The organism is Leifsonia sp. fls2-241-R2A-40a (genome assembly GCF_030209575.1).
In the GTDB taxonomy this organism is placed as follows: Bacteria; Actinomycetota; Actinomycetes; order Actinomycetales; family Microbacteriaceae; genus Leifsonia.
Genome location: NZ_JARVRS010000001.1, coordinates 702123 through 718983, shown reverse-complemented (window position 1 = coordinate 718983; position 16861 = coordinate 702123). Strand labels below are relative to the sequence as shown.

Below are 16861 nucleotides of genomic sequence, written 5' to 3'. Positions count from 1 at the left end.
CCTGAGCCGCTCGAATACACAAAGAAGGAAGAGACATGGCACCGAAGAAGAAGGTCACCGGTCTGATCAAGCTTCAGATCAACGCCGGCGCCGCTAACCCGGCCCCGCCCATCGGCCCGGCCCTGGGTCAGCACGGCGTGAACATCATGGAGTTCTGCAAGGCGTACAACGCGGCGACCGAGTCGCAGCGCGGCAACGTCATCCCCGTCGAGATCACCGTCTACGAGGACCGTTCGTTCACGTTCGTCCTGAAGACCCCGCCGGCCGCCGAGCTGATCAAGAAGGCTGCAGGCGTCCCCAAGGGCTCCGGCGTGCCGCACACCAACAAGGTCGGCAAGCTGACCCAGGAGCAGGTGCGCCAGATCGCCGAGCAGAAGATGGTCGACCTCAACGCGAACGACATCGACGCTGCGTCGAAGATCATCGCCGGCACCGCCCGCTCGATGGGCATCACGGTCGAGGCGTAAGCCCGACCCCCTCAGGACATCTCGTGGAAGAGCCGGCCAGGCTCGCACCACATTCTCGTTAGGAGAAATCACATGGCACAGAAGTCAAAGGCCTACCGGGCCGCGGCCGAGAAGATCGAGGCCGGAAAGTTCTACACCCCCGAAGAGGCCGTCGCCCTGGCGAAGGAGACCGGCTCCGCGAAGTTCAACTCGACCGTCGAGGTCGCGCTGAAGCTGGGCGTCGACCCCCGCAAGGCGGACCAGATGGTCCGCGGTACCGTCATTCTTCCTCACGGTACGGGCAAGACCGCCCGCGTCATCGTCTTCGCGACCGGTCCGGCCGCTGAGGCGGCCATCGCGGCCGGAGCGGACGAGGTCGGCGGCGCCGAGCTGATCGAGAAGGTCGCCGGCGGCTACACCGATTTCGACTCGGCCGTCTCCACCCCGGAGCTCATGGGCCAGGTCGGTCGCCTCGGTAAGGTGCTCGGTCCGCGCGGTCTCATGCCGAACCCGAAGACCGGAACGGTCACCCCGGATGTGGCCAAGGCCGTCTCCGACATCAAGGGCGGAAAGATCGAGTTCCGCGTCGACAAGCACGCCAACGTGCACTTCGTCGTCGGCAAGGCCGGCTTCACCGCCGAGCAGCTGAACGACAACATCTCGACCGCTCTCGAAGAGGTCGTCCGCCTCAAGCCGTCCGCGGCGAAGGGCCGTTACATCCAGAAGGGCGCCGTGTCGACCACGTTCGGCCCGGGCATCCCGTTGGACGTCAACGCCATCTGAGTTCGTTCTGCGAACACTTCCGACGGGGTCGGAGCCGCTTGTCGGCTCCGGCCCCGTCTGTTTTCGTTCATCCGCAGCAAATTGCCCAACGAAAGGTTCTACCCCCTCTTGCGGCTGGTGAATGCCGCGGTCTAGGGTCGCCATTACCGCGCGCCGCGCGATGACTCGCAGTCGAGTCCGTTCGAGCTAAGGATGACATTCATGGCACTTCGAACCACGAGATCTCTCCACAAGAGGGCGCTCGGAATCATCGCCACCACGTCTGCCGTGGTGGCGATGTCATTGGCAGGGGCGTCGGCGGCCAACGCGGCCGACCGTGTGACCTATGCAGGCTCCGTACCATCCTGGGCGACCGCGGCGAACGACGCCGGTGCGGCCGCTGCCGACACCACCGTTCAGGGCGAGATCTATCTCCCGCTGCGCGACCAGAAGGGCGCAGAGGCGCTCGCCAAGGCGGTCTCGAACCCGCTCGACCGCGGATACCGCAAGGCCCTCGCGCCTCAGCAGTGGATCAATCGCTTCTCGCCGACGAAGGCGGATTTCCAATCGATCCTCAGCTTCCTCAAGGCAGCGGGTCTGACCATCCAGGGCGTGCCGGACAGCCGCCAGTACGTGGTCTTCCGCGGAACGGCCGAGCAGCTCGGGTCCATCTTCGGCACGTCGCTGCACGCGTACAACCACGCAGACCGCAAGCTCATCGCCCCGGCCTCCGCGCCGTCGGTGCCCGCATCCCTCGCCGGCAAGGTGTCCGCGATCAGCATCGAGCAGTCGCGTACGACGACGCGCCCCGACTCGATCAAGCAGGGCGACCTGGGACCCACCGGTGACCCGCAGGTCTCGCGCAAGCTTGCCGCCGCGGCCCCCGTCATCGACGCTCCCTGCTCGCACTACATCGGCGAGCACGTCGTGACCGTCCCGCCGGCGTACAACGGCCAGACGACGTACAGCACCAACAACTGCGGGTACACCCCGCAGCAGCTGCGCAGCGCGTACGGCCTGTCCGACCTGGGCAAGAAGGGCATCAACGGCACCGGCCAGACGGTCGCGATCATCGACGCCTACGCCAGCCCGAGCATCCTGAAGGACGTCAACAGCTACTCGCAGCAGAACGGCGAGCCGGGTCTGACGAACTCCAGCTACCAGCAGCTCGTGCCGAAGGCCAGCGAGTTCACCGACAAGGACCTGTGCCAGCAGCCGAGTGGATGGCAGGGCGAGCAGACGCTCGACGTCGAGTCGGTGCACGCCATCGCACCGGGTGCGCGCATCCTGTACGTCGGCGGCACGGACTGCGGCGGCGGCCTCGACATCGCCATGTCGAAGATCCTGGACAACAAGCTCGCGAACATCGTCAGCAACAGCTACGGCAACGTGGGCGAGGCTGTTCCGGCCGACGTCATCCAGGGTGAGGTGAACCTGCAGCTCCAGGCTGCGGGCGAGGGCATCGGCCTGTACTTCTCCAGCGGTGACAACGGTGACGAGGTGGCCAACCTCGGCTTCCCGTCGCCGGACTTCCCGGCCTCCTCCCCGTGGGTGACCTCGGTGGGCGGCACGAGCACGGCGATCGACAAGAACGGCAAGATCGCGTGGGAGACGGGCTGGGGCGACGCGTTCGACCAGATCGTGAAGAACACGGACGGCACGCTCAGCTACGCCCAGCCGCTTCCGGGTACCCGGTTCGTCGGCGGAGCGGGTGGAGGCGTCAGCGGCGTCTTCGCACAGCCGGACTACCAGCGCGGCATCGTGCCGGCGGCCCTCGCGAACGGCAAGCGGGTCTCGCCGGACGTGGCCGCCCTGGCCGACCCGTACACCGGGTTCCTGATCGGCATCCGCCCGATCGTCGACGACACCACGCTGGCCACCGGCGACTACATCAACGAGACCTACGGCGGAACGTCGCTGGCCTCGCCGATCGTCGCAGCCCAGATCGCGATCGTGCAGCAGGCGACGCACTCCACCATCGGGTTCGCGAACCCGACGCTGTACGGAGTGAAGCGCATCGTGCCGAACGCCTTCCGTGACGTGCTGCCGCAGAACCCGACCCAGGCGCTGGTGTACACGAGCAAGATCAGCGGCAACACCTACCTGGTGTCGATGGATCAGGACACCTCGCTGAAGACGGCGAAGGGTTACGACGACGTCACCGGCCTCGGCGGCGTCTCGTTCGACCTGCTCAGCTGGGTGGCGCAGGGGCGGCACTAGCCGCACCGCGTCCCGGCGACACGAACCGGCCGTCTCCCGCAGGGGAGGCGGCCGGTCCGCTGTGTGCGGCCCGGCCGGGGCGGGCTGGCTAGGCTGGGAGGGTGACCGTCACCATCCGCACAGCCGTCCCGGACGATGCCGCAGCACTCGCCGCCGTCGCCGCGGCGACCTTCCCGCTCGCCTGTCCGCCGCACACGACCGACGAGGCGAAAGCCGCGTTCATCGCGTCCGTGCTCTCGGAGGAGCGCTTCGCCGAGTACCTGACCGACGACTCCCGACGGCTGCTCATCGCAGAGGACGCTGACGGGTTCGCCGTGGGCTACACGATGGTCAACCTGGGCGAGCCCGCCGACGGCGATGTGAGCGGCAGCATCCGCATCCGTCCCACGGCCGAGCTCAGCAAGTGCTACGTGCTGCCGGGCCATCACGGAGAGGGAGTCGCGGGCCGGCTCCTGACGGAGAGCCTGCGGGTGGGAACCGACGCCGGAGCCGAGGGGATGTGGCTCGGCGTCAACGAGGAGAACGCCCGCGCTCAGCGCTTCTACGGCAAGCACGGCTTCGAGCGGGTCGGGACGAAGCATTTCCTCGTCGGTGACCGCTACGAGGACGACTGGGTGATGGAGCGGGCGCTGACGGTCCGTTAGGGCCGCTAGGTCCGCCGGATCCGCCGGTCGCTCAGCCTTCGGCGACCTTGATCACGAGCTTGCCGCGCGTGTGACCGCTCTCGATGGCACGGTGCGCGTCCGCGATCTCGTCGAGCGCGAAGATCTGGTCGACGTGCACGCGGACGTTGCCGGACTCCAGCAGCCGGGCGATGACGGCGAGCGTGCTGCCGTCGGGCGCGACCTTGTAGTCGGTGCCGCGGACGCCCGCGGCCGCGACCTCCTCCGCGAAGGTGGGCCAGCTTCCGGTCGGAACGTTGACGATCAGGCCGCCGGGGCGCAGCACGGAGAGCGACCGGGTGCCGGTGTCGTCGTGCACGTTGCCGACCAGGTCGATCACCACGTCGGCGTCGTGGACGACGTCCTCGAACCGCGTCGTCGTGTGGTCGATGACCTCCGCGGCTCCGAGCGAGCGGAGCCACGACGCTTTCCCTCCCGACGCCGTCGCGATCACGTGGGCGCCGAAGTACGACGCGAACTGCACCGCGAAGTGCCCGACGCCTCCGCTGCCCGCGTGGATGAGCATCCGCTGGCCGTCGTGGGCCTTCGCCACCTCCACCACCATGCCCCACGCCGTCAGCGCGGCGAGGGGGACACCGGCCGCCTCGATGTGGCTGAGGGTCGACGGCTTCCGCACCAGGCTGAGCGACGGCACCGAGACGTACTCGGCATAGCTGCCCCCGAGGCGCGGGACCATCACCATCCCGAACACCTCGTCCCCGGGCCGGATGGGATGCGCGCTGAACGGCGACTCCACGACGACGCCGCTGAAGTCGTGCCCGAGCACCGCAGGGAAGTCGTGCACAGCGCCGAAGACGCCGCGCCCCGCCCGGGTCTTCGCATCGATCGGGTTGACGCTCGACGCGACGACCTTCACCAGGAACTCCGCGTTGACGCGGTCGGGATACGCGGTCTCCCCGATCCGGAGGGCGTCCGGCCCTCCGGCGGCATCCAGAAGCGCGGCCCGCATCGTCTTCGGCATCGATCGTCCCCTCGTCGGTGGGCCGGCACCGGCAGCGCGGCCGATCTTCAGTCAATCCTGCCCGCGATTCCGCGGTGTTACGGCAGCGTCACCGCATGTGAACAGTCTGTTTCGGATACCCCCAGGTCGTTCTCAGTAGGGGGTCGGATAGGATGCTTCGACCTGCGCCCGGCCCGAGGCGTGGTGACTGTACGACGGCGAGCTGACCGAGGAGCGACAGGTGCGACGACTGCTGCGGATCGCCCGCGATCCGTTCGGCGTCCCGCTGGTCGCCCGAGGCTGGCAGCGTGCCGTGCCCATCCTGCTCGCGATCGGGACGATCTGCGTGCTCGGCGGCTTGACCGTCATCTGGGCGGCACGGCTCACCGTGCCGTACCCGGTGTACGTGAGCGAGCTCGGTGCGCGCGGCGCCCCCACGGCGGGTCCGTTCGCCGTCGCACTGCTGCTGATCGCGGCGGGCGGGTTCGCCATCGCCCTGGCCAGCGGGCATGTGAGGTCCTCGGTCCCCGTGCTCGGCCGGTGGGCCCCCGCCCTCACCCTGGGCTTCGCAGCGCTGTGCTTCGTGCTCGCGTCGCAGGTGACGTGCACGGCGTACTGTCCGGTTCCGCTCGTCGACCCGAAGTCGACCATCCAGGATCTGGTGCACACCGTCTCCGCGGTGCTCGGCTTCGCCGCGGCGTGCGTCGCGATGCTTCAGGTGGGGTTCAGCCGCGGGCTTCCGCGCCTGTCACGGCTCTCCCGGCTCAGCTGCGGCGCGGTCGCGGTCATCACGATCATCGGCGGCCTGCTGGCGATCGTCCGCGTCAGGGCCGACGTCGGCGCGTGGCTGGAACTGATCGGAACGACAGTCGCCGTCGCGTGGATCGCGGTCTACGCGGTGGCGCTGACGCGCATCCCGGTGGCGATGGCCGACAGCGGGATGAGCGCGGGCGCGGCCTCCGCAGGTACGGATGCGGGAGCAGGTGCGGGTGTCGGTGCCGCTTTGGGCATCATCGCCGTCGGCGAGCCGGATGCCGGCGCGACCCCTGCCGAAGTGGCCTGACGCAGCAGCTCGATCAGATCGGCGGCGAGAGAGACCAGCTTCGCGATCTCGGCGTCGTCGCGATCCACCCAGCGGCACTCGGGCTCGTCGCGCAGCGGGACGAAACCGTCGTGCTGCTCCCACACGAACAGGGTGCGCTCGGCGCCGAGCACGTACTGCTGCCACCAGATCTGGCGGAGGTAGGGGCGCGGGATGCTGCGGAACGGCTTGTTCGTGGTCTTGATCTCGGCCAGCTCGATGCGGCCGCCCGAGCGGGCGATCAGGCCGTCCGGTGTGGCGAGGTGCCGACGGTCGCGCTCGGCGTGGAAAAGGTAGTCGGAAGGTTCGATTCCGTGCGTCGCGGCCACCCAGGCGGCGATCTCCGGTTCGCGGGAGCGGCCGTGCTGGGTGTAGCTGTTGCCGGTGAAACCGGTGCCGTGGAGCTTGTCGTAGACGGCGGCGCGAAGCGAACGCGAACTCGTGAGCTTCGCGACGTCGGTCGCGGTGATCCCCCGGCTGCGGGCACGCAGCCAGCCGACACGGTCGCTCGACCGCGCGACGACACGTGCAAGGTGCCCGGTCTGCCCGGGAACCGCCGGCACGACGGGAACGGGCGCCGGGCGGGCCGGGCTCAGATCCGCGAGGACGCCCGGCCGGTACAGGTCGGCGTTGCGGTACGGAGCGGAGTCGAGCACCTCTCCATTGTGCCGCGTCCCGCCGACCGTCGCTGTCACTCCACGCGGGTCGCGCCGACTTGCCTGCGGGCTTCGTCGAGGGTCGCCAGCGTGTCGACGGCCTCCGCGAGGGAGTGCAGCGGGGACTCCGTCCGTCCTTCGGCGATGTAGCGCGCCACCGCGGCGGCTTCGTAGGCCATCCCGTCCCGGTGCGGCCGTCCGTACGGGTCGCGCCACTCGGCGGCGAGCGTCCCGTCGGCGCGGAACACGCGGAGGCCGCTCGGTCCCCAGAACGGACTGTCGGTCTCGACCCGGCCCTCGCTGCCGCTGATGGTGGCGAGGGAGGGGGTAGTCGCACGCAGGGTGGTGCTGAGCAGCGCCTGGGCCCCGTCCGCCGAGGAGAGGACGAGCGACACCTGGTCGTCGACGCCGGTGGGCGCGAGAGTCCCCGCCGCGATGATCCCCGCGGGGGCGCCGAGCGCGAACGACGCCCAGGAGACGGTGTAGACGCCCAGGTCGAGCAGAGCGCCGCCGGCGAGATCCGGATTCCAGAGCCGGCTCGCCGGGTCGTACTCCACGCGGCCGCCGAAGTCGGCCGTGACCACGCGGACGTCGCCGAGGGCACCCTGTTCGAGGAGCTGACGCACGATGTCCGTCTGGGGGAGGTAGCGCGTCCACATCGCCTCCATCGCGAACACGCCGGCTTCGCGCGCGGCCGCGACGATCCGGCGCGCCTCGGAGGCCGTCACCGCCATCGGCTTCTCGACGAGGACGTGCTTGCCCGCAGCGATCGCGAGCAACGCATGCTCGAGGTGCTCGCTGTGCGGGGTCGCGACGTAGACGACATCCACCTCGGGATCGGAGACCAGCGCCTCGTACGAGCCGTGCGAGCGCTCGACCCCGTGTGCGGATGCGAACGCAGCGGCCCGCTCGGCCGATCGGGATCCCGCCGCCACCACGCGCTGGCGCGTGTGCCGGTGCAGCGCGTCGGTGAAGTCCGCAGCGATCCCGCCGGGGCCGAGCACGCCCCAGCGCAGCGGTGGCGCATCCGCTGGGTCCGGATGCCGGGGCTCGGGCAGAGTGCTCAGGGCGTCGGTCATGGCGTCGATCTCCTCGTGACGGGTGGCGGTGGCGGCGGGACGCGCCGGCTCAGACGGGCTGCGGGTTCGAGACGTCCGGGGCCTGACGGACTCCCGCGACAGGCGCAGCCCACTGCACGCCGTTCGCGAGGACGCGCCGGACCTGGGGATGGAAGTACACCGGATACTCCTGGTCGCCCGGGCTGAAGTAGAAGATCTTGCCGCGTCCGCGCGTGAAGGTGACACCCGAACGGAACACCTCTCCGCCGGTGAACGAGCTGATGAAGACCAGGTCGTCCGGCGTCGGGATGTCGAAGAACTCCCCGTACATCTCCTGCGCATCGATCACGATCGGCTGGTCGACGCCCGCGGCGATGGGATGGGTGGGGTTGACGTTCCAGACCAGCTCGCGCTCGCCGCCCTCCGGGTTGCGCCAGCGGAGCGAGCACGTCGTCCCGAGCATCCGGATGAAGATCTTCGAGAAGTGACCGGAGTGGAGGACGATCAGCCCCATCCCGCCGAGGACGTGCTGGCGCACGCGTTCCACGACCTCGTCCGAGACGCGCTCGTGGGCGATGTGACCCCACCAGAGGAGCACGTCGGTCTCGGCGAGGGCCTGCTCGCTGAGGCCGTGCTCGGGATCGTCGAGGGTCGCGGTGCGGACGGCGACGTCGTCGCCGAGAAGCTCGCTCAAGCCCTCGGCGATCGCGCCGTGGATCCCGTGCGGGTAGATCGCGGCGATCTCGGGTTGGGTCGCCTCGTGGACGCCCTCGTTCCAGACGGTGACGCGCAGTGCCATGGTCAGGCTCCCTTCGTTGCGTCGGCGGTGATGCCGGAGGCGGCGGTGCCGGAGGTGTCCAGGCGCACCTCTGCGCCAAGACGGGCGGACTCGTACGCCGCATCGATCACGCGGGCGCGGTCGAGCGCGAGCGAGCCGTCCCAGTTCGACCAGTCGGCCGGGTCGGCGACATGCTCGAGGAAGGTCTCCACCACGGCGAGGTGGCCGCGACCGGGGTCGGCGGTGACCGAGATGTCCTCGCTCTGCTCGCCGTCGCCGGTGAAGATCGTGAGCTCGCCCGAGGGTGCGTAGTCGACGACCCGGAGGTCGGCGCCGCCCTCCGTGCCGTAGAGAGTGATGCCGAACTCGTCGCCGGCGGGGCGGTAGGCCGCCCAGCTCGTCTCGATGACGATGGACCCGCCGCCTTCCAGGCGGAGCAGGAGGCTCGCCAGGTCTTCGACCTCGTACGCGGACCCCACGTGTTGCTTGGAGGCGGTGGCGCCGCCCCGTCCGCGCGCACCGAGTTCCGAGTGGGTGACGGCCGACACGGCGATCACGCGCGGTTCGCCGAACAGGTGCAGCGCGTAGTCGAGCACGTGCACGCCGATGTCGATGAGCGGGCCGCCACCCGCCATCTCGCGGTTGGTGAACCAGCTTCCGAGCGCGGGGATGCCGGCACGCCGCAGCCAGGTCGCGCGGGCGTGGTACGGCCGCCCGATCTGGCCGCCGTCGATCGCCGCCTTCAGCGCTTCGATGTCGCCGCGGCGCCGGTGGTTGAACGCCACCTCCAGCACACGGCCGGCGCGGTGCGCCGCATCCACCATCGTCTGCGCCTCCGCGGCGGTGCGGGCGATCGGCTTCTCGCTGAGCACGTGGATGCCGGCGTCGAGCGCCCCCACGGCGATCGGCGCATGCAGGAACGTGGGGACGGCGACGCTCACGACGTCGAGGTCGCCCTCGGCCACCAGGTCCTGCCAATCCCGGTGGAGGCGCTTCAGGCCGTATTTCTCGCCGAGTTCGGCGCGCGGGCCGTCCTCCATGCCCGCGATGGCGACGAGCTCGACACCGGGGAGGGCGTCGTAGGCCGCCATGTGCTGCTGGCCGGCCCAGCCGAGGCCGACGACTCCGGCGCGGAGGGGACGGCCGAGGGATTCGCTCTGCGTGCTCATGGCACTCCTTTCAGGAGGTTCGAATCGATTCGATGGACGGTGATCGGTGCCGCTGCCGACTCGTCAGCGGAACAGAGTACGCGGGGTGCCCCCGTCGGGGTCGAGTGCGCGCTGGACGACCATGATCGCGGCGCCCATGGCCCCGCCGGTCTCACCGGCGCGCGACTGGGTGATGGTCAGGTGCTGCGTCGCCAGCGGCGTCGACCGCTGGTAGACGACCTCGCGCATCCCGGCGAGGAGCTGCTCGCCGACGCGGGAGAGGCTGCCGCCGACGACGATCATGGACGGGTTGAGGAGGTTGACGCAGGTGGCGACGACCGCCCCGAGATCGCGCCCGGCCTGCCGGATGGCGTTGTGGACGACAGGGTTGCCTGTGCGGGCGAGCGCCACCACATCGTCACTGGTCTCGGCGGGAAGCCCCGCCTCTGTGAGCGCCCGTGCGATGGCGGGGCCGCTCACCAGCGACTCGAGGTCCGCATCCTGCTCGCCGTGGCTCGGGGTGTCGCTGCCGAACGGGACACGGACGTGCCCCAGGTCGCCGGCGGAGCCGAGCGCTCCGCGCTGCAGCCGGCCGCCGCTGATGATGCCCGCACCCACGCCGGTGGCGACCTTGATGAAGAGCAGGTCGGTCTCGTCCGGCCACATCCGCGACTGCTCGCCGAGGGCGAGGAGGTTGACGTCGTTGTCGACCAGCACGGGGACGTCGAACACCCGGCGGATGTACGCCGGGATGTCGAAGCGGTCCCAGCCGGGCATGATCGGCGGGTTCACCGGGAGGCCGGTCGAGTGCTCGACCGGGCCGGGCACGCCGACGCCGACCCCGATGAGCTCCTCCGGCTGCCGGCCGCTCGCGATGTAGAGCTCCGACGCCGTCTCGAGGGCCCAGTCGAGAATGGGCAGCGGTCCGTCCGCGATGCGGAGCCGACGGGACTCGCTCGAGGTGATGTTGCCGGCGAGGTCGGTCAGTGCGACGACCCCGTGAGTGGCGCCGAGGTCGATGGCGATGATCACGCGGGACTCCGGGTTGAAGCGGATGCGCGAGGGCGGACGACCGCCCGATGAGACGTCGTCGCCGGCCGGGGTGACGAGTCCTGCGGCGGTGAGCGTGTCGATGCGGGTGGCGATGGTGGAGCGCGCCATCCCGGTCAGCTCCGCCAGCTGGGCGCGCGTGCGGGGGATGCCGTCGCGCAGGATAGCCAGCAGTTCAGCGGCGTCTGCGGCGACGAGCACCGAATCTCGCGCGCTGTCGGTCATAGAGGGTATTGAACCACAGTGCCGGTGCGCGGCTCAAAGTATTGCGGTCATCGGTCGACTTTTGATTGACAGGCGGCAGAAGTGCCGTTTGAATAGAGCTACGCCATCCGGCGCGTCTGATTCCCCAACACTCGACGAGGAGAACTGTGTCGACGTCAAAAGTCTCCGTGCAGCTGTACACGGTCCGCGAACTCCTGACCGAAGACACGGTCGGCACCCTCCAGCGGATCGCGGACATCGGGTTCACCCAGGTCGAGCCGTTCGCGTTCCTCTCCTTCGGTGACGCGCTGCGCGACGGTCTGCGCGAAGCAGGGCTGTCCGCGCCCACCACCCACCAGAGCTTCATCGGGGGAGACCTCGACGAGGTCTTCGGCGCAGCGAAGGAGCTGGGCATCCAGACGGTCATCGACCCGTTCGTCGCCCCCGAGCGCTGGCAGACGGCCGACGACGTGGCCCAGATCGCCGAGCAGCTCAACGCAGCCGCCGAGGTCGCCGCGCGCCACGGCGTGCGCGTCGGCTACCACAACCACGCGCACGAGCTCGAGAGCACCGTCGAGGGCACGACCGCGCTCGAATTCTTCGCGGGCAGGCTCGCGCCCGAGGTCGTGCTCGAGGTCGACACCTACTGGGTGGCGGTCGGCGGCCACGACCCGGTGCAGCTTCTCCCGAAGCTCGGCGACCGCGTCGTCGCGCTCCACATCAAGGACGGCCCCGGCACCACGGAGACGAAGGATCAGGTCGCCGTCGGCCAGGGCTCGCTTCCCATCGAGCAGATCATCGCCGCAGCGCCCGACGCGCTTCGCGTCATCGAGCTCGACGACTCGCGAGGCGACCGCTTCCAGGCCGTCGCCGACAGCTTCGCCTTCCTCACCTCGAAGGGTCTCGCATGAGCGGGGGTCGTGTCGGAGTCGGCGTCATCGGTGCCGGTGTCATCAGCAACCAGTACCTCGAGAACCTCACGGCGTTCCCCGACCTCGACGTCCGCTTCGTGGCCGACATCGATCTGGAGCGCGCTCAGGCGCAGGCCGAGAAGTTCGGCGTCGCCGGGTCCGGGTCGGTCGAAGACCTCCTGGCCGATGACGACATCGAGATCGTCGTGAACCTGACCATCCCGAAGGTGCACGTGGAGGTGGCGCTGCAGGCGCTCGCCGCGGGCAAGAACGTGTGGAGCGAGAAGCCCTTCTCGCTCGACCGCGCCAGCGGGCGCGAGCTGCTCGAAGCCGCGCACGCCCGCGGGCTCCGCGTCGCCACGGCGCCGGACACCTTCCTCGGCTCCGGCATCCAGTCGGCTCGGCGCCTCATCGAGAACGGCGACATCGGCGCGCCGCTGACGGCGCTCACCCTCATGCAGAGCCCCGGCCCGGAGTCGTGGCACCCCAACCCCGATTTCCTGTTCCAGGAGGGCGCCGGGCCGCTGTTCGACATCGGCCCGTACTACCTGACCGCGCTCGTGCAGATCTTCGGACCGGTCGCGCGCGTCAGCGCCAGCGCCTCCAAGGCGCGGGAGACCCGTGTGATCGGGTCCGGTCCTCGTGCCGGCGAGGAGTTCGCCGTCACCGTCCCGACCCACGTCAGTGCGCTGTACGAGTTCGAGAGCGGCCAGACCGCGCAGTCGGTCTTCAGCTTCGACTCCAAGCTCGGCCGCACGCAGTTCGAGGTCGCGGGCGTCGAGGGCACCCTGGTGGTGCCCGACCCGAACACCTTCGAGGGCGAGCTGCTCGTGCACGGGGCGGACGGCATCGAGACCTTCCCGTCGACCGGGACCACCGACGGACGCGGCATCGGCGTGGTCGAACTGGCGCGTGCGATCCGCGCAGGTGTGCCCGAGCGGGCGTCCGGCGAGCAGGCCTATCACGTGCTCGACATCATGGTCTCGACGATCGAGGCCGGGCAGTCGCGGACGCCGGTCGACGTCCAGAGCACCGTCGAGGTCGCTCCGGCGCTGCCGGAGGACTGGAACCCCCGCGCAGCAACGCTGGCGTGAGGGCGGACGAGATGACGGACGAGAACACCGCCGCGACCAGCGGAGGCCTCACGCGGCGCGAGGGGAGCGCCGCCGGAGCGAAGCTCCGCGTCGCGATCGTCGGCGGGGGATTCATGGCGGAGGTGCACTCGCGCGCCGCCCGTGCTGCTCGCGCCGAGCTGGCGGGGATCGTCTCATCGACGCCCGAGCGCTCTGCGGAGGCCGCCGAGCGACTGGGCATCGGGCATGCCTACGGTTCCCTGGACGAGCTGCTCGCGGACGACGCCATCGATGTGGTCCACGTGACCACTCCGAACGCCCTGCATGCCGAGCAGGCCGCTGCCGTGCTGGCCGCCGGCAAGGACGTGGTGTGCGAGAAGCCGCTCGCGACAACGGTGGCCGACGCCGAGCGGCTCGTCGCCGCGGCGGAGGGGCGCACAGCGACCGTGCCGTTCGTGTACCGCTTCCACCCCATGGTGAGGGAGGCGCGGGCGCGCTTCGCGTCCGGCGAAGCAGGCCGCGTGTTGAGCATCAACGCGTCCTACCTCCAGGACTGGCTGCTCGGCTCCGACGACGACAACTGGAGGGTCGACTCCGCCCAGGGCGGTCGATCGCGTGCGTTCGCCGACATCGGATCGCACCTCGTCGACCTGGTCGAGTTCGTCAGCGGCGACCGTGTCAGCCGAGTGTCGGCCACCAAGCGGACGGTCTTCGCCGAGCGTGCCTCGCACGCGGGCATCACGACCGAAGACGCGGTCGCCGTGGTCATCGAGACGCGCTCGGGAGCACTCGGCACCATGCTGGTATCGCAGGTCGCGCCCGGTCGCAAGAACCGGCTGTGGCTCGAGATCGCGGGCAGCGCGGAGAGTGTCGCCTTCGATCAGGAGCAGCCGGAGACGCTGTGGGTCGGGCGGCGCAAAGGAAGCCTGCTGATCCCGCGCGACGCCGACCAGCTGAGTGACGACGCCGCGCGCCTGTGCGTCGTGCCCTCCGGACACGCGCAGGGCTACCAGGACGCGTTCAACGCGTTCGTCGCCGACAGCTACGCGGCGGTCGCCGGGGAGAGCCCCGACGGTCTGCCGCGGTTCACGGACGGCCTGCGCGCCGTGCGGATCACCGACGCCGTGATCGACTCGGCCGAGTCGGGCACCTGGATCGAGATAGGAACGAACGAATGACGGATGTCAGCGCGGCCGGGGCCGCCGAGTCGGGTCGCACGCACCCGGTCACCCTCTTCACCGGCCAGTGGGCCGACCTGACGCTGGAAGAAGTCGCGAAGTACGCGAGCGAGTGGGGCTACGACGGTCTTGAGATCGCCTGCTCCGGCGAGCACCTCGACGTCTGGCGTGCCGCGGAGGATGACGCGTACCTGCAGGGGCGCCTCGACATCCTCGACAAGTACGGCCTGAAGGTCTGGGCCATCTCGAACCACCTCAAGGGCCAGGCCGTCTGCGACGACCCGATCGACTTCCGTCACCAGGCCATCGTCGGCTCCAAGGTGTGGGGCGACGGCGACCCGGAGAGCGTCCGGCAGCGCGCCGCGGAAGAGCTCAAGCTCACCGCCAAGGTGGCCCGGCGCCTCGGCGTCGACACCGTGGTCGGCTTCACCGGCTCGAGCATCTGGCCGTACGTCGCCCAATTCCCGCCGGTGCCGGCCGAGGTGTTCGACCGCGGCTACCAGGACTTCGCCGACCGCTGGAACCCGATCCTCGACGTCTTCGACGGCGAGGGAGTGCGGTTCGCCCACGAAGTCCATCCGTCCGAGATCGCGTACGACTACTGGACGAGCGTCCGCACCCTCGAGGCCATCGACCACCGCGAGGCCTTCGGCTTCAACTGGGACCCGTCGCACATGATGTGGCAGGACATCGACCCGGTCGGCTTCATCGTCGACTTCCAGGACCGCATCTACCACGTCGACTGCAAGGACACGCGGCTGCGTCCCAAGAACGGCCGCGCCGGAGTGCTCGGATCGCACCTGCCCTGGGGCGACCCGCGCCGCGGCTGGGACTTCGTCTCCACCGGGCACGGGGACGTCCCGTGGGAGGACGCCTTCCGGGCGCTCGAGTCGATCGGCTACTCCGGTCCGATCTCGATCGAATGGGAAGACGCGGGCATGGACCGCCTGCACGGCGCCAAGGAGGCGGTGGGCTACATCCGCTCGCTCCTCTGGAAGCAGCCGACCGCATCCTTCGACGCCGCCTTCAGCAACCAGGACTGAACCGGCCGGCGTCACCTGGGCTCACGCCACGTCGAGAACCCAGGTGACGCCGAAACGGTCGGTCAGCATCCCGAAGCCCGCAGACCAGGCGGATGCGGCCAGCGGTTCGACGATGGTTGCGCCGTCGGCGAGCCGCTCCCAGTACCCGGAGACCTCGTCGAGAGACGAGCCGCGAACGCTCACGAAGTACTCCTGATCGGTGATCGTCGTGCCGTTCTCCCTGCGCGTGAAGAGCTCGCGCGGCTGCTGTGCGCTCGTTTCGCCCGGGACGTCGTAGGCCATGATGCGGAAGCCGTCCGCGGAAATCACCTGACCGAACATGACTCCTCGCGCACCCGGAAGGTCCGCAGGCATCCCGAAGTCGCCGTAGGTGGCGATGGTGAGCTCCCCGCCGAACACCTCGGCGTAGAAGCCCAGGGCGTCTCGCGCCCCGCCGTCCCGGAAGTTCAGGTGGGATGTGGTGGTGATGCTCATGATCTGTGCCTCGCTCTCGTCACCGGGACCTTCCCGGCTCCGCCAGGCTGACAGGAGTAGAGGACAACTACGGTCCTCTACCTGCGAGAGACTGCATCCATGACCGGGAACTCGTCGAGGATGCTCGCCATGCTGTCGCTGCTGCAGGTGCGCCGCGACTGGTCCGGCTCCGCGCTGGCGGAGCGGCTGAACGTCACCACCCGCACCGTGAGACGGGACGTCGACCGGCTTCGCGAACTCGGCTACCGCATCGACGCCGTCAAAGGGCCGGACGGCGGCTACCGGCTCGCCGCCGGCTCCGAGCTGCCGCCGTTGCTGTTCGACGAGGAGCAGGCGGTCGCCGTGTCGGTCGCGCTGCAATACGCGGGCGCCTCCGGTGCCGGTATCGACGAGGCCGCGGCCCGGGCGCTCGCGACCGTGCGGCAGGTGATGCCGTCGCGCCTGCGGCACCGCGTCGACGGCATCCGCTTCGAGCGAGGAGCCGTGGACTCGCCCACGGACGCGGCAGTGCTGGAGGCCGTCAGCGATGCCGTGCACCGGAGGATGGTGCTCCGGTTCGACTACGCAGGATCCGACGGCCCGCCCCGTCGCGCCGAACCGCACGGCGTGGTCGTGCGGGACGCGCGCTGGTACCTCGTCGCGTGGGACCTCGACCGCGACGCCTGGCGGATCTTCCGGCTCGACCGGCTGACACCGCGGACGCCATCCGGTCCGCGATTCGAACGACGGACCATGCCGTCGGGAAGTGCTGCCTCGTTCGTCGGCGCGCGCTTCAAGGGCTCGGAAGATGAGGACCGCTTGCCCTGCATCGGCGAGGTCGTCATCCACCTCCCGGTGCACGCGGTGACGCCGTGGATCGCAGAGGGTGAGATCGAGGAACTCGACGACGACCGCACGCGGATCGTGACGCGCTCATGGTCGTGGATGGGCCTGCTGGCGTCGCTCGCCCGCTTCGATGCACCGTTCGACATCGTCGGCCCAGCGCCGCTGGCCGAGACGGCGGCCGCCCTGGCCGACCGCCTGCAGGCGGCTCAGCGCACGTCGCCCGAGCCGGCACCCTCAGCGCCGGCGCCCTCAGCGCCAGCAACCTCAGCGCCGGCACCCTCAGCGCCGGCACCTTCGGCGCCCGCCCCGCGCGCGATCGGCGCGTGAGAGC

Annotated in this window: 16 protein-coding genes and 1 pseudogene; 10 read left to right on the top strand and 7 right to left on the bottom strand. The window is 69.9% G+C overall.

Translation table 11 applies throughout. The features are described 5' to 3' along the window. Positions 1 to 35 precede the first annotated feature (35 nt). From rplK to QRN40_RS03470, 4 genes are all read left to right on the top strand, one after another. Positions 36 to 467, top strand: a complete 432-nt coding sequence (gene rplK / locus QRN40_RS03485) for a 50S ribosomal protein L11 (RefSeq protein WP_285114089.1) — start codon at positions 36 to 38, stop codon at positions 465 to 467. A gap of 72 nt (positions 468 to 539) precedes the next feature. Next, positions 540 to 1229, top strand: coding sequence for a 50S ribosomal protein L1 (gene rplA, locus QRN40_RS03480; protein ID WP_285114088.1), 690 nt, complete (start codon positions 540 to 542; stop codon positions 1227 to 1229). 201 nt (positions 1230 to 1430) lie between these two features. After that, a complete protein-coding gene (locus QRN40_RS03475; RefSeq protein WP_285114087.1) occupies positions 1431 to 3428 on the top strand; it encodes a S53 family peptidase in 1998 nt (665 codons plus the stop codon). A gap of 101 nt (positions 3429 to 3529) precedes the next feature. Continuing rightward, the gene (locus QRN40_RS03470; RefSeq protein WP_285114086.1) at positions 3530 to 4072 is read left to right on the top strand and encodes a GNAT family N-acetyltransferase; all 543 of its coding nucleotides are present in this window, start codon (positions 3530 to 3532) and stop codon (positions 4070 to 4072) included. Between the two features lie 31 nt (positions 4073 to 4103). Here the strand turns inward: QRN40_RS03470 and QRN40_RS03465 are convergent, their stop codons facing one another. Continuing rightward, positions 4104 to 5072 carry an NADP-dependent oxidoreductase gene (locus tag QRN40_RS03465; RefSeq protein ID WP_285114085.1) on the bottom strand — a complete coding sequence of 323 codons (969 nt, stop codon included), beginning with the start codon at positions 5070 to 5072 and terminating at the stop codon, positions 4104 to 4106. Between the two features lie 220 nt (positions 5073 to 5292). On the opposite strand from QRN40_RS03465, the pseudogene QRN40_RS03460 reads away from it, so the two are divergent. Beyond that, positions 5293 to 5892 (top strand): annotated as a pseudogene (locus QRN40_RS03460) (DUF998 domain-containing protein); the annotation flags it as partial. Between the two features lie 50 nt (positions 5893 to 5942). On the opposite strand, the gene QRN40_RS03455 reads toward QRN40_RS03460, so the two are convergent. The 5 genes from QRN40_RS03455 to QRN40_RS03435 form a co-directional block, all read right to left on the bottom strand. Further along, entirely contained in the window at positions 5943 to 6827 is an 885-nt protein-coding gene (locus QRN40_RS03455) for a YqaJ viral recombinase family protein (RefSeq protein WP_285114084.1), read from the bottom strand. Next, positions 6824 to 7867, bottom strand: a complete 1044-nt coding sequence (locus tag QRN40_RS03450; protein WP_285114083.1) for a Gfo/Idh/MocA family protein — start codon at positions 7865 to 7867, stop codon at positions 6824 to 6826. The genes QRN40_RS03455 and QRN40_RS03450 overlap by 4 nt, the downstream gene beginning before the upstream one ends. 49 nt (positions 7868 to 7916) lie before the next feature. Continuing rightward, the gene (locus tag QRN40_RS03445) at positions 7917 to 8645 is read right to left on the bottom strand and encodes a ThuA domain-containing protein (protein ID WP_502878893.1); all 729 of its coding nucleotides are present in this window, start codon (positions 8643 to 8645) and stop codon (positions 7917 to 7919) included. A gap of 2 nt (positions 8646 to 8647) precedes the next feature. Further along, positions 8648 to 9793, bottom strand: a complete 1146-nt coding sequence (locus QRN40_RS03440) for a Gfo/Idh/MocA family protein (RefSeq protein WP_285114081.1) — start codon at positions 9791 to 9793, stop codon at positions 8648 to 8650. 63 nt (positions 9794 to 9856) lie between these two features. Next, complete coding sequence (locus QRN40_RS03435; protein WP_285114079.1) at positions 9857 to 11047, bottom strand: ROK family transcriptional regulator; 1191 nt, start codon at positions 11045 to 11047, stop codon at positions 9857 to 9859. Between the two features lie 167 nt (positions 11048 to 11214). Between QRN40_RS03435 and QRN40_RS03430 the strand changes: the two genes are divergently transcribed. Genes QRN40_RS03430 through QRN40_RS03415 form a run of 4 tightly spaced genes read left to right on the top strand, consistent with a single transcriptional unit; the run spans position 11215 to position 15231 of the window. Continuing rightward, positions 11215 to 11937 carry a sugar phosphate isomerase/epimerase family protein gene (locus QRN40_RS03430; RefSeq protein ID WP_285117433.1) on the top strand — a complete coding sequence of 241 codons (723 nt, stop codon included), beginning with the start codon at positions 11215 to 11217 and terminating at the stop codon, positions 11935 to 11937. Next, positions 11934 to 13031: a Gfo/Idh/MocA family protein gene (locus QRN40_RS03425; protein WP_285114078.1), complete on the top strand. Its 1098-nt coding sequence runs from the start codon at positions 11934 to 11936 to the stop codon at positions 13029 to 13031. Before QRN40_RS03430 ends, QRN40_RS03425 begins: the two co-directional genes overlap by 4 nt. Positions 13032 to 13042: 11 nt before the next feature. Then, positions 13043 to 14188 (top strand): Gfo/Idh/MocA family protein, encoded by a 1146-nt coding sequence (locus QRN40_RS03420; RefSeq protein WP_285114077.1) that lies wholly within the window; start codon positions 13043 to 13045, stop codon positions 14186 to 14188. Further along, on the top strand, positions 14185 to 15231 hold the full coding sequence (locus tag QRN40_RS03415; protein WP_285114076.1) for a sugar phosphate isomerase/epimerase family protein: 1047 nt from the start codon (positions 14185 to 14187) through the stop codon (positions 15229 to 15231). Before QRN40_RS03420 ends, QRN40_RS03415 begins: the two co-directional genes overlap by 4 nt. A 21-nt stretch (positions 15232 to 15252) precedes the next feature. On the opposite strand, the gene QRN40_RS03410 is transcribed toward QRN40_RS03415, so the two are convergent. After that, complete coding sequence (locus QRN40_RS03410) at positions 15253 to 15705, bottom strand: VOC family protein (RefSeq protein WP_285114075.1); 453 nt, start codon at positions 15703 to 15705, stop codon at positions 15253 to 15255. Positions 15706 to 15804: 99 nt separating this feature from the next. Here QRN40_RS03410 and QRN40_RS03405 point away from each other — a divergent pair, with 99 nt between their 5' ends. Continuing rightward, positions 15805 to 16857: a helix-turn-helix transcriptional regulator gene (locus QRN40_RS03405; RefSeq protein WP_285114074.1), complete on the top strand. Its 1053-nt coding sequence runs from the start codon at positions 15805 to 15807 to the stop codon at positions 16855 to 16857. Positions 16858 to 16861: the final 4 nt, after the last annotated feature.

Excerpts from the sequence above, each read along its gene's own strand:
- QRN40_RS03445 (WP_502878893.1), bottom strand. The coding sequence starts at position 8,645 with ATGGCACTGCGCGTCACCGTCTGGAACGAGGGCGTCCACGAGGCGACC.
- QRN40_RS03420 (WP_285114077.1), top strand. The coding sequence starts at position 13,043 with ATGACGGACGAGAACACCGCCGCGACCAGCGGAGGCCTCACGCGGCGC.
- QRN40_RS03465 (WP_285114085.1), bottom strand. The coding sequence starts at position 5,072 with ATGCCGAAGACGATGCGGGCCGCGCTTCTGGATGCCGCCGGAGGGCCG.
- QRN40_RS03475 (WP_285114087.1), top strand. The coding sequence starts at position 1,431 with ATGGCACTTCGAACCACGAGATCTCTCCACAAGAGGGCGCTCGGAATC.
- QRN40_RS03405 (WP_285114074.1), top strand. The coding sequence starts at position 15,805 with ATGACCGGGAACTCGTCGAGGATGCTCGCCATGCTGTCGCTGCTGCAG.
- QRN40_RS03425 (WP_285114078.1), top strand. The coding sequence starts at position 11,934 with ATGAGCGGGGGTCGTGTCGGAGTCGGCGTCATCGGTGCCGGTGTCATC.
- QRN40_RS03415 (WP_285114076.1), top strand. The coding sequence starts at position 14,185 with ATGACGGATGTCAGCGCGGCCGGGGCCGCCGAGTCGGGTCGCACGCAC.
- rplK (WP_285114089.1), top strand. The coding sequence starts at position 36 with ATGGCACCGAAGAAGAAGGTCACCGGTCTGATCAAGCTTCAGATCAAC.
- QRN40_RS03435 (WP_285114079.1), bottom strand. The coding sequence starts at position 11,047 with ATGACCGACAGCGCGCGAGATTCGGTGCTCGTCGCCGCAGACGCCGCT.
- rplA (WP_285114088.1), top strand. The coding sequence starts at position 540 with ATGGCACAGAAGTCAAAGGCCTACCGGGCCGCGGCCGAGAAGATCGAG.
- QRN40_RS03450 (WP_285114083.1), bottom strand. The coding sequence starts at position 7,867 with ATGACCGACGCCCTGAGCACTCTGCCCGAGCCCCGGCATCCGGACCCA.
- QRN40_RS03440 (WP_285114081.1), bottom strand. The coding sequence starts at position 9,793 with ATGAGCACGCAGAGCGAATCCCTCGGCCGTCCCCTCCGCGCCGGAGTC.
- QRN40_RS03410 (WP_285114075.1), bottom strand. The coding sequence starts at position 15,705 with ATGAGCATCACCACCACATCCCACCTGAACTTCCGGGACGGCGGGGCG.